A 14,463-nucleotide genomic window follows, 5' to 3' on the forward strand; every position below is an offset into this window, starting at 1 on the left:
CCCCGCGACGCGGAGTGCGCTTAACTTTATAACCGGTGGTGGTACGGCACTCTCCGGTCGGGACGGGTCGGGGGTGCCGCGGTGTGGGGCACCGGGCCGCAGTTGAGCGGATTCCGCGATTGCGGCCCGGTGCCTGTCCCTTTCTTCAGGCCTCAGCGCAGGTAGATGCGCGGGGTGGGCGGGGTGGTCATGCCGTCGCCGAGGAAGAAGCTCGGGTGCGGCGGCTGGTTGTAGGCGGTGTTCTGCCAGGCCACGGCCACCCGGTACTGCGGATCGTGCATCAGGGTGTGGATCCGGTTGCTGGTCGGGGTGGGGGTGCTGTAGATCCGCAGGGCCCGGCTGTCGCTGGTACGCCAGACCACCTCTTCCCGCCAGTCACCGAGGATGTCGGCCGACAGTGCCGGGGTGGCCTTGGTGCCGTTGTTGGCGGCCACGTCGACGCCGGTCAGCAGGCGGGTGTCGCCGTTGGGGCCGTACTTGTCGATCCGGGTGGCGTCGAGCAGTTCCCGCACCGGGTCGCCGTCCCACCAGATCAGAAAGTTGGTCGAGGAGGGTTTGCGGCCGATGTTCTGACCCCGGGTGTTGGCCAGCCCGCTGACCGCCGAGGACCAGGATTCCGCGCCGGGGCTGCCGGCCCAGATGTCGCCGGAGACACCCCGGCCGTTGTCCCCGCCGGGCGGGGTGGACCAGATGAGTTGGCCGGTGCGGGCGTCGGCGAGGTAGGAGCTGGGTTTGCTGCCGTCCTCGTTGACCTTGAAGACCTCCAGGCCGGGTCGGGTCGGGTCGAGGTCGCCGACGTGCATGGCGTCGCCGTGGCCGGTGGCGGTGGAGTGCAGTAGTCGACCGTTGTCGTCGATGGTGGCGGCACCGTAGACGATCTCCTGTCGGCCGTCTGCGTCGACGTCGGCCACGGACAGGTTGTGGTTGCCCTGTCCGGCGGCGGCGCCGTTGCCGCTGGTGTTGGAGTCGAAGGTCCACCGCTTGGTCAGGCTGCCGTTGCGGAAGTCCCAGGCGGCGATGACCGCCCGGGTGTAGTAGCCCCGGGCCATGATCAGCGAGGGGCGTTGACCGTCCAGGTAGGCGGTGGCGGCGAGGAACCGGTCGACCCGGTTGCCGTAGGAGTCGCCCCAGGAGGAGACGGTGCCTCGGGGCGGGTCGTAGTTGACGGTGGACAGGGCGGCACCGGTACGACCGTCGAACATGGTCAGGTACTCCGGGCCGGCGAGGACGTAGCCGCTGGAGTTGCGGTGGTCGGCGCTCGCGTTGCCGATGACCTGTCCGGTGCCGGAGCGGCTGCCGTCGGCGGTCTTCATGGCAACCTCGGCGCGGCCGTCACCGTCGTAGTCGTACACCTGGAACTGGGTGTAGTGGGCACCGGCCCGGATGTTGCGGCCCAGGTCGATGCGCCACAACCGGGCGCCGGTGAGAGTGTACGCGTCGACGTAGACGTTGCCGGTGTAGCCGGACTGGGAGTTGTCCTTGGCGTTGGAGGGCTCCCATTTGAGCACGAACTCGTACCGGCCGTCGCCGTCGAGGTCCCCGACGCTGGCGTCGTTGGCCGAGTAGCTGTACGCCTCACCGCTTCCGGTGGTGCCTCCCGGCGGGACCTGCAACGGTACGTCCAGGTAGCCGGCCGGGAACTGCAACGCCGGGGCGGAGTCGGCCTGTTCGACGCCGTCCACCACGGCCCGCACGGTGTACGCGGCACCGGCGGCGGTCCCGCTGTCCAGGTAGTTGGTGGCCCCGGTGATCGGGGTGGAGTTCACCCGGGTGCCGCCCCGGTAGAGGTTGAACGCCACCCCGGAGGTCTCGGTGCCCAGCAGCCGCCAGGACACCAGGTTGCCCGAGCCGGAACGCACGCTGACCAGCCCTCGGTCCAGGTTCTCCGCCTGCATCGACCCGGGCGGCGGAGTGGTCGGTGGTGGGGTGGTCGGCGGCGGAGTGGTCGGCGGTGGGGTGGTCGGCGGCGGAGTCGTCGGGGGCGGAGTCGTCGGGGTGGTGGCGCCGGTGCAGGTCGTGCCGTTCAGGGCGAAGCTCGTGGGGGCCGGGTTGGTGCCGCTCCACGAGCCGTTGAACCCGAAGGAGGTGCTGGCGTTGCTGCCGATCGCGGCGTTGTAGTCGACGTTGCGGGCGCTGACCTGGGCCCCGGACTGGGTGACGGTGGCGTTCCACGCCTGGGTGACCTGTTGACCGGCGGCGGGCCAGGCCCAGGTCAGGGTCCAACCGTTGAGGGGGTCACCGAGGTTGGTGACGGTGACGTCGGCGCCGAAGCCGCCGCCCCACTGGTTGGTGATGCGGTAGTCGACCCGGCAGCCGGTGGCGGCGGCCGAGGCGGTCAGGGTGGTGAGGGTACCGGCGGCGAGGGTGACGGCGGTGGTGGTGGCGAGCACGATGACCCGACGGGCCGTGCGGGGCATGGAGGTCCTCCGGTGGAGGTCGGGCGCGCGGCAGTGGTGGCTTCGCCGACCCTGCCCGAGGCCGGCGGGTGCCGCGCTGGCGGCAGAGAACCCGACGAATCGACGTCGGTAATTAGATTCCCGCGCAGCTGCGATGCTAGGGCACGCCTTTTCCCCGCACAATCTCGCAGGCGGCGGACCGGTCTGGGTGGGCGAGGCTCAGCGGTCAGCGGCGGAGAGGGCGGCGACTTCCTCCGGGGCCGAATCGGCCTCGGGGGCACCCTGCGCCGCGCTGGCCGCCTCGGCGATGGCCCGCTGACGGCGGGCCCGCCGCACCAGCCGCACCGCCAGCAGCAGGGCGGTGACCCAACCGGCCGCCAGCAGCAGGTAGACCAGCACCGGCAGGGCACCGTCGAACTCGGCGGTACGCATCAGGATGCGGGCGTTGGTCAGCACGATCACGCCGCCGACGGCCGCGCCGAGCATCTGGGCGGGGACGATGCGTACCAGCCAGGCGGCGATCGGTGCGGCGATCAGGCCGCCGATGAGCAGGGCCAGCACGATCGGCAGCAGGAAACCCTCCGTGCCCAGGCCGATGAGGAAGCCGAGGCTGGCCGAGACGGCGACGAGGAACTCGGAGGTGTCCACCGAGCCGATCACCTTGCGGGGTTCCATCCGGCCGCTGACCAGCAGCGCCGGGGTGGCGACCGGCCCCCATCCCCCACCGCCGGTGGCGTCGACGAACCCGGCGACCAGGCCGAGGGGGCCGAGGAAACGCCCCCGCAGTCGGCCCGCGGTCGGGTTGCGGCGCAGCGGCCGGGAGAACCGCACCAGCAGGTACGCGCCGAGGGTGAACAGGATCGCGGCCATCCAGGGGGCGGCGGCCTCGGTGGAGAGTGAGCTGAGGAAGGTGGCGCCCGCGAAGGCACCGACCGCCCCGGGGATGGCGATGCGGATGACCACCCGCCAGTCGACATTGCCGAACCGCCAGTGCGCGGCACCGGCGGCCAGGGTGGTGCCGATCTCGGCCAGGTGCACCGAGGCGGAGGCTGCGGCCGGGGCGACCCCGACCAGGAGCAGCAGGGTCGAGGAGGTCAGCCCGTACGCCATGCCGAGCGCCCCGTCGACCAGTTGGGCGGCGAGCCCGACGAGCGCGATGACCAGCAGCTTGCGCACGGCCGCCCCCAAACTTTTCGGCAACTCCTATCAACTTGGTCGAGAATGCGGCACCGGGGGGCCTTCGGTCAAGCCCTCGATCAGTCAATGACACGACTCCCCCGGCTCTCCCCCTTTCCCCTGAGCAGCGGGGTCAGGTCCAGGCGCGGGGGTCGGAGACCAGGCGGGTGACCGGCTCCGGCAGGGTGCCCTGGGCAACGTCGGCGATGGTGACCAGTTCGAGGATCTGGCGTTCGCTGGCGCGTAGGGCGATCCAGACGTCCTGCAACGCGCGGGCCGCGCCCTGGTAGCCGAGTTGCTCGGGCCGCTGCCCCCGGATGTGTGCCAGCGGTCCGTCGATCACCCGGATCACGTCGGCCAGGGAGATCTCCTCGGCGGGCCGGGCCAGCCAGTAGCCGCCCTCGGGGCCCCGCTGGGCCTGCATGATGCCGCCCCGGCGCAGTTGCAGCAGGATGCTCTCCAGGAACTTCGGCGGGATGTCCTGGGCTCGGGCGATCTGGTCGGCGGTAACCGGGCGGCCCCGACCGACCCCGGGCACCGAGGCCAGTTCGGTAACCGCTCGAAGGGCGTAGTCAACCCGCGCGGAGAGTCGCATGGCGGACACGTTAGTCGGCCCGCCCCGCCACCCGGACGATCACCCCTGCACCGATCGGCTGACCCGGATGGTACGGCCGTCGATCGGGCGGGGATTCGCGCCGCGCTGAAGGAGAGGCCGTCAGCCGGTCGGGTCAGGCGCCGACGCGGCGCAGCAGACCCTCCTGGACGACGCTGGCTAGGTGCCGCCCGTCGACCGTGAACAGCCTGCCGGTGGCGAGCCCTCGGGCCCCGGAGGCCGAAGGGCTCCAGCAGTCGTAGAGGAACCATTCGTCGGCGCGGAAGGGGCGGTGGAACCACACCGCGTGGTCGAGGCTGGCGCCGGCCACCCCACCGGGCCCCCACACCTCGCCGTGCACCGAGAGCACCGAGTCGAGCAGGGTGAGATCGGAGGCGTACGTGAGGGCGCAGGCGTGCAGCAGGGGATCGTCCGGCAGCTTGCCGTCGATGCGCATCCACACCCGCTGGTGCGGGTCGGCGGGACGGTCGCCGGGGCGTACCCAGCCGGGCTCGCCGACGTAGCGTACGTCGATGGGTCGGGGGATCTGTCCCCAGACGCCCAGCCGTTCCGGGTAGCGGGCCAGCCGGTCGGACATGGTGGGCACCTGCTCGGGCCCGGGTACGTCCGGCGGGACGGGGGCATGGTGGTCCAGCCCGTCCTCGGGGCGCTGGAAGGACGCCGACATGAAGAAGATCGGCTTGTCGTGTTGCAGGGCCACCGAGCGGCGTACCGAGAAGGAACGGCCGTCCCGGATGTTCTCCACCTCGTAGGTGATCGGCTCGACCGGGTCGCCGGGGCGCACGAAGTAGCCGTGCAGCGAGTGGACCACCCGCTCCGGGTCGACCGTGCGGCCGGCGGCGACCAGGGCCTGGCCGGCAACCTGGCCGCCGTACACCCGCTGGGGTCCTTCCGGGGGGCTCATCCCCCGGAACGACATGGTGCCGGTCGGCGCCAGGTCGAGGACCTCCAGCAGTTGGTCTACGGCGGCCTGGCCGACGAGTACCTGGTCGTCGCTCACTGCAGGGCCCGCGCCGAGGCGGCGTCGACCAGCGAACCGAGCTGGTGCACCCGCAGGGTGTTGGTCGAGCCGGGGGTGCCGGGCGGGCTGCCCGCCACGATGACCACGTAGTCGCCGGGGTTGCCCCGGTTGAGCCCGAGCAGCGCCTGGTCGACCTGCCGGAACATGTCGTCGGTGTGCTGGACGAACGGCATCAGGAAGGTCTCCACCCCCCAGGAGAGGGCTAGCTGCTGACGCACCTCGGGGACCGGGGTGAAGGCCAGCAGGGGCAGGTCGCAGTGCAGCCGGCTGAGCCGTCGCACGGTGTCACCGGTCTGGGAGAAGGCGACCAGGGCCTTGGCCCCGATGGCCCGGGCGATCGAGGAGGCGGCGACCGTGAGGGCCCCACCGTGGGTACGCGGGTCGTGCTGGAGGCGGGGCACGGCGATCGAGCCGGACTCCGTGGTGCTGACGATCTTGGCCATGGTGCTGACCGTGAGGACCGGGTACTTGCCCACGCTGGTCTCGCCGGAGAGCATCACCGCGTCGGCGCCGTCGAGTACCGCGTTGGCGACGTCGGAGGCCTCAGCCCGGGTGGGCCGCGAGTTCTCGATCATCGAGTCGAGCATCTGGGTGGCCACGATGACCGGCTTGGCGTTCTCCCGGCACAGCTGCACGGCGCGCTTCTGCACCAGCGGCACCTCGTCCAGCGGCAGTTCCACGCCGAGGTCACCCCGGGCGACCATCACCCCGTCGAAGGCGAGCACGATCGCCTCCAGGTGGTCGACCGCCTCCGGCTTCTCGACCTTGGCCAGCACCGGCCGGTGTACGCCGACCTCGCTCATGATGCCGTGACACAGCTTGATGTCGTCGGCGGAGCGGACGAAGGAGAGGGCGACCAGGTCGACCCCGAGGCCGAGGGCGAAGCGCAGGTCCTCGGCGTCCTTGTCGGACATGGCGGGCACGCTGACCGCCACGTTGGGCAGCGAGACGCCCTTGTTGTTGCTGACCGGTCCACCCTCGGTGACCAGGACCCGGATGTCGTTGCCGGTGACGTCGGTGACCTCCACGGCCACCCGACCGTCGTCGATCAGCAGCCGGTCGCCGGGCTTGACCTCCTGCGGCAGCTTCCGGTAGGTGCAGGACACCCGATCCTTGCTGCCCAGCACGTCGTCTCCGGTGATCACCACGGAGTCACCGGTGCGCCACTCGTGCGGGCCGTCGGCGAACCGACCCAGGCGGATCTTCGGCCCTTGCAGGTCGGCCAGGATGGCCACCGGCTTGCCGGTCGCCTGGGAGGCCTCGCGTACCAGGTGGTAGACCGCCTCGTGGTCGGCGTGGCTGCCGTGGCTGAAGTTGAGCCTCGCCACATTCATGCCGGCCTCGACGAGCCCGCGAATACGCTCGGGGGACGAGGTGGCGGGGCCAAGAGTACAAACGATCTTCGCGCGGCGTGTCACGCCCATCAGGCTAGTCTCTCCTCCAGGTCGGACCAGGGGCCGACCCCTTGCGCAAAGCGGAACAATTGTCCAACGGCGCGCGACGTACGCGCGCTGCCGGCGGGCGGGGACCACACCGGAACGTCGATGGCGGGCAACAGCGACCGCGCGCCGGAATGGTACGCCTCCCAGTCCAGGTTGCGCCCAGCCGCACCGTCCCCACAACCGCTGGTGACCGCACGATCGCCGAAGGTCAGCTATCCGATTCGGCTCAGCTTTCCGCCCTGACCAGCGGAAACTCCAGTGAACCGGCCGGGCAGAGGAAAGTCATCACGTCCACCCGGTAGAGCCCGGCCTGTACCGCCGGGTCAGCTTCCATCACGGTGCGCACGTCGTCGACCGAGCCGGTGCGGGCCAGCCCGAAGCCCAGGGGCGGGTCCGGCTGCCGGGCCTTGCCGTCGACCGCGCCGGAGACCAGGATGATCCCCCGCTGCTGGAGCGCCTGCATGTGCTCGGCGTGCTCGGCCTGCAACCGCTGGATGGTCTCGGCGGGCAGGGCCCGTCCGGCCGGGCCGGGATACAGCACGATGCACTCGTACGTGTCGAGCGCGAAGTCCAGATGCGGCTCTGCGGTCATGACGCTCCCTTCCGCGGCCCGTCTGCCCGTTTCGCGGCCCACCTGCGCCCGACGGCGGCACACACGCCGGCACCTCAGCCTGCCACGAAGCAGCAGGCCGTACCGGCCGCTCAGCCGATCCCGGTCCGGTGCTCCCGTGACCCGGGCGGGGTGCGGCGATGACGGCTAGATTTGCCGACGACGACGATCTAGAGGATGGGACTGACGCATGGCTGGCAGCGCTGACACTCGACCCGCCAAGGCTTCCGGCACCTACCGGATCGGTGGCGACCTGACCGTCGACCGGCTCGGCTACGGCGCCATGCAGATCACCGGACCGGGTGTCTGGGGCGACCCGAAGGACCCGGCCGAGGCGGTACGGGTGCTGCGTCGGGCGTACGAGCTGGGGGTGACCTTCATCGACACCGCCGACTCGTACGGGCCATTCGTCTCCGAGTTGCTGATCAAGGAGGCACTGCACCCGTACGCCGATGATCTGGTCATCGCGACGAAGGCCGGGCTGTCCCGCAGCGGCCCCAGCGACTGGCGTCCCCTGGGGCGGCCGGAGTACCTGCGGCAGCAGTGTGAACTGAGCCTGCGCCACCTCGGCCTGGAGAGCATCGGGCTCTACCAGTTGCACCGGATCGACCCCAAGGTGCCGCTGGCCGACCAGCTCGGGGAGCTGGTGCTGCTCAAGGAGGAGGGCAAGATCCGGCACATCGGGCTCTCCGAGGTGACCGTCGAGCAGATCGAGGCGGCCCGCGAGATCGCCCCGATCGCCTCCGTGCAGAACCTCTACAACCTGGTCAACCGCAAGGCCGAGGAAGTCCTGACCTACTGCGAGGGCAACGACATCGCCTTCATCCCGTGGTACCCGATCGCCACCGGCGAACTGGCCCGCCCCGGCGGCCCGCTGGACGCGATCTCCACCGAGCACGGCGCCACCCCCGCCCAGCTAGCCCTGGCCTGGCTGCTGCGCCGCTCCCCCGTCATGCTCCCCATCCCCGGCACCTCCTCGGTGGCCCACCTGGAGGAGAACGTAGCCGCCGCCCAGGTCACCCTGTCCGACACCGAGTACGAAACCCTCTCCACCCCCACCCCCTGACGACCCCACCCGACCCCTACGCGCACACCCCCGCGCGCCCCTCCACGTCGACGCTCCACGCACGCCCCCGCGCGCGCCTCTCCGCGTCGACGCTCCACGCGCGCCCCCGCGCGCGCCTCTCCGCGTCGATCTTGCACTTTTGGTCGCTGATACGCCCTCTTTGTCGTCTATGCACCGACAGAAAGTGCATGATCGACGCAGCAAGCGAGGCGGGGTGGGGTGGGGTGGGGTGAGGTGAGGCGGGGTGGGGTGGGGTGGGGCCGCGCGTACCTCCTTTGCGGGGGGTCGCGCGGCCCCGGGTGTGTTGGGGGTCTAGCTGGCGGTGGTCACCTCCGGCTCGGGGTCGGGGTCGGGCCGCGCCGGGCTGTTCTTGACGTACGTCGGGTGCAACTGCACCGGCTTGACCTCCTGCTCGCGGCGCTGACGTGCCCGCACCCGCAGGTTGAGGAACTCCACGAAGATGGAGAAGGCGATCGGCCCGTACACGTAGCCCTTCGGGATGTGCTGGTCCAGGCTCTCCGCGATCAGGCTGGCACCGATGATCAGCAGGAAGGACAGGGCCAGCATCTTCACGGTCGGGTGCTGGTTGACGAAGTTGCTGACCGCCGCGGCGGAGACCAGCATGATGATCATCGCGATCACCACGGCGGCGATCATGATGGCCAGCTCGTCGACCATGCCGACCGCGGTGATCACCGAGTCCAGCGAGAAGACGATGTCCAGCACCAGGATCTGGGCGATCACCGAGGCGAAGGAGACCGCCTTCTTCTTCGACTTGCCGTGATCGGAGCCCTCCAGGTGCTCATGGATCTCGTATGTCGCCTTGCCGACCAGGAACAAGCCGCCTAGCAGCAGGATCAGATCCCGCCCGGAGATCTCCTGCCCGAGCACGGTGAACAGGGGCGCGGTCAGCCCGATGATCCAGGACAGCGAGGCCAGCAGCAGCAACCGGGTGATCAGGGCCAGGGAGATGCCGATCGTACGGGCCCGGGCCTGCTGATGTTCGGGTAGCCGGCCGGACAGGATCGAGATGAACACGACGTTGTCGATGCCCAGCACGATCTCCAGCAGGAGCAGGGTCGCGAAGGCGATCCACAGCTCGGGACTGGTCAAGAATTCCATTCCATCCTCGACTCTCAGGACGCCGCCGGGCGGGGCACCCGGAACCATCGGCGATCTGCGCAAGCATGGCGTACCGCGTCACTCCCCGCACCGCAACCCCGCCCCAGCGGCGACCGCCGGACGCCCGGCGTGGCGACGATCCGCCGGGAACCGGCGGAGGAATGGGCGCCGAGCGGTTCGCCGATACGAATGTCGAATGATTGTCCAGATCCGCAAGGCACATCTTCTACAATCGTCGGATCTGACATGCGTGGAGCCCTATTGAAATCGGGGCCGGAGCGACTTCCGGAGGTGGCACCGTAGACAGTTCATCGATAGCCGGCAGCAGTTCTCGGCGACATTTGAGGAAAGCTTGAGATTGGCCTTGGCCACCCCACTGCCGATCAAAGTCAACCCATTGCTAGCTGCCCGTACCTGTGCTTAGGTGGCGAACTAGATCCACCCGATCACTGTGGAGGGCTTTCCATGCGTCAAGCTGTTCCGTCTGCGTCACCAAGTCGGGTAAAGCGTCACATCGCAGTTGCCGCCGCACTGCTCATCGGCCTTCCCGGAATGGCGGTGTCGATTACCGCTCCGGCCGCCGCCCAGCCGCTCGAATCGCACTGCGGAAACGAGACCGGCGGCAAGTCGGTCCAGGGCTTCATCAGCCACGAGGAACTGCGCCGCAGCCTCCAGCAGATCGAGCACACCAGCAAGGGCAAGGTCCAGGTCGACGTCGCCGGCTACTCGAACCAGGGCCGCGAGATCTGGACGGCCCGGGTCGGCGAGGGCGACACCGTGGTCCTGGTGCAGAGCCAGATCCACGGCAACGAGATGCACGGCACCGCGGCTGTCCTCGACGCCCTGCGTACCCTGGGCAACAACTCGAAGCGGTCCGAGGAGATCCGCAAGGCCGTCACGATCGTCGCCATCCCGAAGCTCAACCCGGATGGCAGCGAGGCGGACATTCGGCAGAACCAGCGCACCTGGAGCGATGTCGTCGCCGACTTCCCGCAGCTCGCCGACGCCCGTACGGCGTGGAACTACAACACCCGGGTCGGCGGGTTCGACGTGAACCGCGACTTCAACCCCAACCTCGACTACGTTCCGCAGGCCGCCCACTTCCCGGGCAACAGCGCCTCCACCGGCTGGTACATCACCCCGGAGGCGCAGACGTCCCGTGACGTGTACCGCGCGCTGGAGCAGGAGTTCGGCACGGTCGACATCTTCGCCGACCTGCACAACCAGGCCGCCTGCTACACCGGCGAGGGAATGGACGACTACACCACCCTCTCCATTTCCGGGCGCTTCATCAGCAACCCCGCCCAGCACGGTAACTGGCCGAAGTTCGACTACGACGCCGCCCGCCGGGTGAACGTCGCGGTGTACGACGCCCTCCAGTCCGGCAACTCGCCGCAGAGCAAGGTGACCCTGTACCCGCAGAACACCAACCTGCCGGGCACCGCCCTGGGTTCGTTCGCCCTGCGGGGTAGCGCGAGCATCCTGTTCGAGACCCGTGGGCAGACCCAGTCCTGGGGCCAGAAGCAGCACGGAATGCTGACCAAGCAGGTCGAGGACGGCCTCTTCGGGATCTTCAACTCGATCACCGACGGGACCCTGGACACCATCGACCCGGAGCGGTACGAGCTCATCCCCGAGCGCCGCAGCGTCCCGCGTAACTGAACCGAGTAGCAACACTGTCGCCCCGGCCGTCGCGGCCGGGGCGACACCCGTTTCTCCCCGCCGGAGTCAGCGCCGCCGGTGGGCCGAGGGCGCGGGGATCAGGGCCGCGCGGGGAACTGGGTGAGGAAGGCCCGCCAGGCGGTCGGGGTGAAGGTCAGCGCCGGGCCGGTCGGATCCTTCGAATCGCGTACGCCGACCACACCGGGCAGGTTGTCGGCGACCTCGACGCAGGCACCGCCGTTGGTGGAGGAGCGCGACGAGGTACGCCACCGCGCGCCGGTCAGGTCGCCCAGATCTTCGCCGCCTCCTTGAGCATGTCGAGCGACTGGCCCACTGGAAGGGCTTCGCCCTGGACTGCGTCCCACACCAGCGCCAGACGAGCAATCGAATCAGGCTGCCCGGTCGTCTGCGACTCCAGCTGATGGTCCGTGCACCCGGCACGTGATCCGTCAGGCAAATCGGCCAGAATGAACGCCCCGGCCAGTCCTGAGTAGATGCCAGCGGAGAGCGGCACGATCTGCAACCGAACAAGCGGCTGCTCGGCGAAGCTCAACAGGTGCTCGATCTGCTCGGCCATCACGTCCGGGCCGCCGCAGGCTCGCCGCAGCACCATCTCATCCAGCACCACGAAAAGCTGCGGGCTCGGGTCACGGTCGAGCACCCCCTGCCGCTGCATCCGCGCCGCGACCCGCTGATCCAACTGTGAAAGCGGCGTACCCGCCGCTCGAAACGTCGCACGCGCGTACCCCTCGGTTTGAAGAAGGCCAGGCACGAACGAGTGCTCATACCAGCGCAGCGCGGTCGCCTCTTGCTCAATCTGCCTTAACCATTCCCGCAGCCAGACCGGCGAGGAATCGCCCTTGACCAACTCGTCCCAGAGGGTCGCGAAGTAGCCGCCGGTCTCCAAGGCACCGTCCACTGCGGTCAAATAGGGCAGGGTCGGCGGCTTCGTGCCGGTCTCGATGGCGCTCACCTGCGAATCCGAGCAGAACACCCGCTCGCCGAGTTGCGCCTGAGTCAGCCCGGCGGCCCCACGCCGACGCCGCAACTCACGAAGCAGGTACTCCGAGGGAGAGATTCCCACGACTTCCACACCCTTCCCCGGCGCTGTGCACCGTTCCGCGCCCATTCGAGCCTGGCCGCTACTTTCCGCGATCACGTGCTGACTATTCACACCGTATGGGGCGTACGTCCAGGGTGGAAGTAGCACGGCGTGCCTGGTGGAGGTCGATCCCCCCGACCCGGCGGGCGCGTACGTGGCGGGGGTCGCTGCCGGATGTCCCCACCGCAGCGACCCCCATCCAGAGCACCGCAGGCGATTCGCGCCCGTGGCAGGAAGTGGCCGTGGGCATCGGCCTGCCACACCGACCAGACGAGGAGGTGCCCGTGACATTGCCCAGGCCCGCGAATGCTGTCCCCGTCTCGCGCTGGAGGAGTCGCCCGGCCACCCCGACCCCCGGTGCACGGGAGGACGGCACCCCTCGCGTCGTGCCCGGCGTCTACCTGCTGACCCGCGAGGCGTCACCGCAGTTCGCCGGGCCGATCACGGTCCGGGTGATCCGCGAGCTGACCGACCGGAACAGCTACCACGGCTGGGCCTGGATCCAGGTCTACGTACTCGACCGCAACGGCGACGCCGTCCAGCGCCGGGAGTTGTTCGTACGACCGATCGGGCTTCGACGCGTACCCCCGCCGAGCAGAAGCCGGGCTCGGAGCCGGCGGCGCGGCACGACCGAGGGCGACCGGTGAGACGGGCGCACCTGCGCGATCACGTCCCCTCCCGCCCGACCTGGCGCTGCCAGGCGTGCGGCAGCTCCTGGCCCTGCTCCCCGGCGAAGCTGCGCCTGCTCGCCGAGTACCGGGGCGACATGCCGGGGCTACTCGTCCACCTGGTGACCCTGCGCGAACAGGCCACCGAACAACTCGCCGACCTGCATCCCGACGCCTACCCGACGAACCTGCACCAACGCTTCACCGACTGGGTCCCGATCCGCACGGAGCCTTGATGCTCGTCTCAGGTGAACAAGAGCTGGTTGCCGTCGTGGCGCAGTAGGTCGCAGGAGATGCCGGCCAGGGTAGGGCGGAATTGTCTCCCCTGGTCGCTAGGCTTGTGGCAGACGGACTCAGGGCGGGAGATCTCGGAGCTGGGGAAGGAGGTGCCGCCGGTGGTCAACGCACACGACGTTGCGGCGGCGGTATTGAGCGAACTCGGCCCGATGACCGCCATGAAGCTGGAAAAACTCGTCTACTACTGCCAGGGCTGGCACCTGGCGCGCGAGGGGCACCCCCTGTTTCAGGAGCCGATCGAGGCGTGGCGCGAGGGTCCGGTGGTGCCACTCCTCTACCGCCACCACCGAGGGCAGCGCATCGTGTCCGAGTGGCCGCACGGCGAGCCGTCTCACTTGACACCGCCCCAGACAGCCACGGTCCGTTGGGTGACCGAGAGCTACGGCCGGTTCTCCGCCACCGAACTGTCGACCATGACTCACAACGAGCTTCCATGGCGCGTCGCCCGAGGCGCCCTTCCCGAGTCCGCAAGCTCGACAGAACAACTCAATGTCGAACTCATGCGGACATACTTCGCCCGGCAAGTGGCCAGCGTCGAAACCGCTGTCACCCTCGCCTCCGCGAACGCCGCGCTCGAAGGCATCGAGTTCGACGAGGACTGGCAGAACAAACTTCGCGATGTCGCCTCCGGTGTCATAGACGCCGACGAGCTGATCGCTCAGGAAATCGCCCGGATCCGCGGTGACCGAGACTGACCCGTACTGCTGGCCAGGCTCAGACTGCCTGAAGAACAATCTGGGCATTTCTGACATCAAGCAACTGAACGAAGTCGAATCCAGACTGGCCTCGATCCGTGAAGTTCAAGCCTCCCGGATGATCCTTCCCGGCAACTATGGCTTGGAGCACCTCCAAGATTTCCACCGACACCTCTTCGCTGCCGTGTACCCGTGGGCCGGAGAAACCAGGACAGTCGACATCAGCAAGCCTGGCGCAAGGTTCTGCCACTGGCGCTTCATCGACGATCAAGTAAGCGCCATCCTCAGTCGACTCCCCGAGGACGGCTTCCTACTTGGTCTGCGTCCGGACGCGTTCGTCGAAACCCTCGCGCACTACTACGGTGAGCTGAACGTGTGTCATCCCTTTCGTGAGGGCAACGGACGAGCCATCCGCTCATTCCTGCGACAACTCGCGGCGGCAGCCGGCTACCTGCTCGACTGGTCCGAGCTGAACGCGGAAGCAAACATCAACGCCTGCCAACAGCACCTCATCACGACCGACCTGGGCCCGCTGATCACCGTGCTGCGCCCCGTCGTACGACGACTGCCCTGAAGCGCTGCGTGGCGGACGG

The 14,463-nt window shown here is 69.1% G+C and carries 15 protein-coding genes; 6 read left to right on the forward strand and 9 right to left on the reverse strand.

Annotated elements, in window-relative coordinates:
• Nucleotides 1-152 precede the first annotated feature (152 nt).
• The 6 genes from ABZ795_RS08265 to ABZ795_RS08290 all read right to left on the reverse strand — a co-directional run bounded on the left by ABZ795_RS08265 (nucleotide 153) and on the right by ABZ795_RS08290 (nucleotide 7,240).
• Nucleotides 153-2,417, reverse strand: coding sequence for a cellulose binding domain-containing protein (locus ABZ795_RS08265; RefSeq protein ID WP_357529804.1), 2,265 nt, complete (start codon nucleotides 2,415-2,417; stop codon nucleotides 153-155).
• Between the two features lie 198 nt (nucleotides 2,418-2,615).
• Nucleotides 2,616-3,572 (reverse strand): sulfite exporter TauE/SafE family protein, encoded by a 957-nt coding sequence (locus tag ABZ795_RS08270; protein ID WP_357529805.1) that lies wholly within the window; start codon nucleotides 3,570-3,572, stop codon nucleotides 2,616-2,618.
• A 133-nt stretch (nucleotides 3,573-3,705) separates the two neighbouring features.
• Nucleotides 3,706-4,167 carry an Rrf2 family transcriptional regulator gene (locus ABZ795_RS08275; protein WP_327024924.1) on the reverse strand — a complete coding sequence of 154 codons (462 nt, stop codon included), beginning with the start codon at nucleotides 4,165-4,167 and terminating at the stop codon, nucleotides 3,706-3,708.
• A 133-nt stretch (nucleotides 4,168-4,300) separates the two neighbouring features.
• Nucleotides 4,301-5,185, reverse strand: coding sequence for an acyl-CoA thioesterase II (locus tag ABZ795_RS08280; protein ID WP_327024923.1), 885 nt, complete (start codon nucleotides 5,183-5,185; stop codon nucleotides 4,301-4,303).
• Nucleotides 5,182-6,630 carry a pyruvate kinase gene (pyk, locus tag ABZ795_RS08285; protein WP_327024922.1) on the reverse strand — a complete coding sequence of 483 codons (1,449 nt, stop codon included), beginning with the start codon at nucleotides 6,628-6,630 and terminating at the stop codon, nucleotides 5,182-5,184. The genes ABZ795_RS08280 and pyk overlap by 4 nt, the downstream gene beginning before the upstream one ends.
• A gap of 244 nt (nucleotides 6,631-6,874) precedes the next feature.
• Nucleotides 6,875-7,240 carry a YciI family protein gene (locus ABZ795_RS08290; RefSeq protein WP_327024921.1) on the reverse strand — a complete coding sequence of 122 codons (366 nt, stop codon included), beginning with the start codon at nucleotides 7,238-7,240 and terminating at the stop codon, nucleotides 6,875-6,877.
• 208 nt (nucleotides 7,241-7,448) lie between these two features.
• Here ABZ795_RS08290 and ABZ795_RS08295 point away from each other — a divergent pair, with 208 nt between their 5' ends.
• A complete protein-coding gene (locus ABZ795_RS08295; protein WP_357529806.1) occupies nucleotides 7,449-8,324 on the forward strand; it encodes an aldo/keto reductase in 876 nt (291 codons plus the stop codon).
• A gap of 312 nt (nucleotides 8,325-8,636) precedes the next feature.
• Here the strand turns inward: ABZ795_RS08295 and ABZ795_RS08300 are convergent, their stop codons facing one another.
• Complete coding sequence (locus tag ABZ795_RS08300; protein WP_357529807.1) at nucleotides 8,637-9,446, reverse strand: TerC family protein; 810 nt, start codon at nucleotides 9,444-9,446, stop codon at nucleotides 8,637-8,639.
• 552 nt (nucleotides 9,447-9,998) lie between these two features.
• Here ABZ795_RS08300 and ABZ795_RS08305 point away from each other — a divergent pair.
• A complete protein-coding gene (locus ABZ795_RS08305; protein WP_357529808.1) occupies nucleotides 9,999-11,108 on the forward strand; it encodes a M14 family zinc carboxypeptidase in 1,110 nt (369 codons plus the stop codon).
• 98 nt (nucleotides 11,109-11,206) lie between these two features.
• Here the strand turns inward: ABZ795_RS08305 and ABZ795_RS08310 are convergent, their stop codons facing one another.
• Together ABZ795_RS08310 and ABZ795_RS08315 are read right to left on the reverse strand one after the other, a co-directional pair.
• Nucleotides 11,207-11,401 carry a DUF397 domain-containing protein gene (locus ABZ795_RS08310; RefSeq protein ID WP_357529871.1) on the reverse strand — a complete coding sequence of 65 codons (195 nt, stop codon included), beginning with the start codon at nucleotides 11,399-11,401 and terminating at the stop codon, nucleotides 11,207-11,209.
• The gene (locus ABZ795_RS08315) at nucleotides 11,389-12,192 is read right to left on the reverse strand and encodes a helix-turn-helix transcriptional regulator (protein ID WP_357529809.1); all 804 of its coding nucleotides are present in this window, start codon (nucleotides 12,190-12,192) and stop codon (nucleotides 11,389-11,391) included. Before ABZ795_RS08315 ends, ABZ795_RS08310 begins: the two co-directional genes overlap by 13 nt.
• 404 nt (nucleotides 12,193-12,596) lie before the next feature.
• Between ABZ795_RS08315 and ABZ795_RS08320 the strand changes: the two genes are divergently transcribed.
• From ABZ795_RS08320 to ABZ795_RS08335, 4 genes are all read left to right on the forward strand, one after another.
• On the forward strand, nucleotides 12,597-12,857 hold the full coding sequence (locus tag ABZ795_RS08320; RefSeq protein WP_357529810.1) for a hypothetical protein: 261 nt from the start codon (nucleotides 12,597-12,599) through the stop codon (nucleotides 12,855-12,857).
• Complete coding sequence (locus ABZ795_RS08325; protein WP_357529811.1) at nucleotides 12,854-13,114, forward strand: flavin reductase; 261 nt, start codon at nucleotides 12,854-12,856, stop codon at nucleotides 13,112-13,114. Before ABZ795_RS08320 ends, ABZ795_RS08325 begins: the two co-directional genes overlap by 4 nt.
• 159 nt (nucleotides 13,115-13,273) lie before the next feature.
• Entirely contained in the window at nucleotides 13,274-13,870 is a 597-nt protein-coding gene (locus ABZ795_RS08330) for a type II toxin-antitoxin system antitoxin SocA domain-containing protein (RefSeq protein ID WP_357529812.1), read from the forward strand.
• The gene (locus tag ABZ795_RS08335; protein WP_357529813.1) at nucleotides 13,857-14,444 is read left to right on the forward strand and encodes a Fic family protein; all 588 of its coding nucleotides are present in this window, start codon (nucleotides 13,857-13,859) and stop codon (nucleotides 14,442-14,444) included. The genes ABZ795_RS08330 and ABZ795_RS08335 overlap by 14 nt, the downstream gene beginning before the upstream one ends.
• The last annotated feature ends 19 nt before the right edge of the window (nucleotides 14,445-14,463 follow it).

Source organism: Micromonospora sp. NPDC047134 (genome assembly GCF_040643455.1).
In the GTDB taxonomy this organism is placed as follows: domain Bacteria; phylum Actinomycetota; class Actinomycetes; order Mycobacteriales; family Micromonosporaceae; genus Micromonospora.

Excerpts from the sequence above, each read along its gene's own strand:
- ABZ795_RS08265 (WP_357529804.1), bottom strand. The coding sequence starts at position 2,417 with ATGCCCCGCACGGCCCGTCGGGTCATCGTGCTCGCCACCACCACCGCC.
- ABZ795_RS08275 (WP_327024924.1), bottom strand. The coding sequence starts at position 4,167 with ATGCGACTCTCCGCGCGGGTTGACTACGCCCTTCGAGCGGTTACCGAA.
- pyk (WP_327024922.1), bottom strand. The coding sequence starts at position 6,630 with ATGGGCGTGACACGCCGCGCGAAGATCGTTTGTACTCTTGGCCCCGCC.
- ABZ795_RS08290 (WP_327024921.1), bottom strand. The coding sequence starts at position 7,240 with ATGACCGCAGAGCCGCATCTGGACTTCGCGCTCGACACGTACGAGTGC.
- ABZ795_RS08295 (WP_357529806.1), top strand. The coding sequence starts at position 7,449 with ATGGCTGGCAGCGCTGACACTCGACCCGCCAAGGCTTCCGGCACCTAC.
- ABZ795_RS08300 (WP_357529807.1), bottom strand. The coding sequence starts at position 9,446 with ATGGAATTCTTGACCAGTCCCGAGCTGTGGATCGCCTTCGCGACCCTG.
- ABZ795_RS08305 (WP_357529808.1), top strand. The coding sequence starts at position 9,999 with ATGGCGGTGTCGATTACCGCTCCGGCCGCCGCCCAGCCGCTCGAATCG.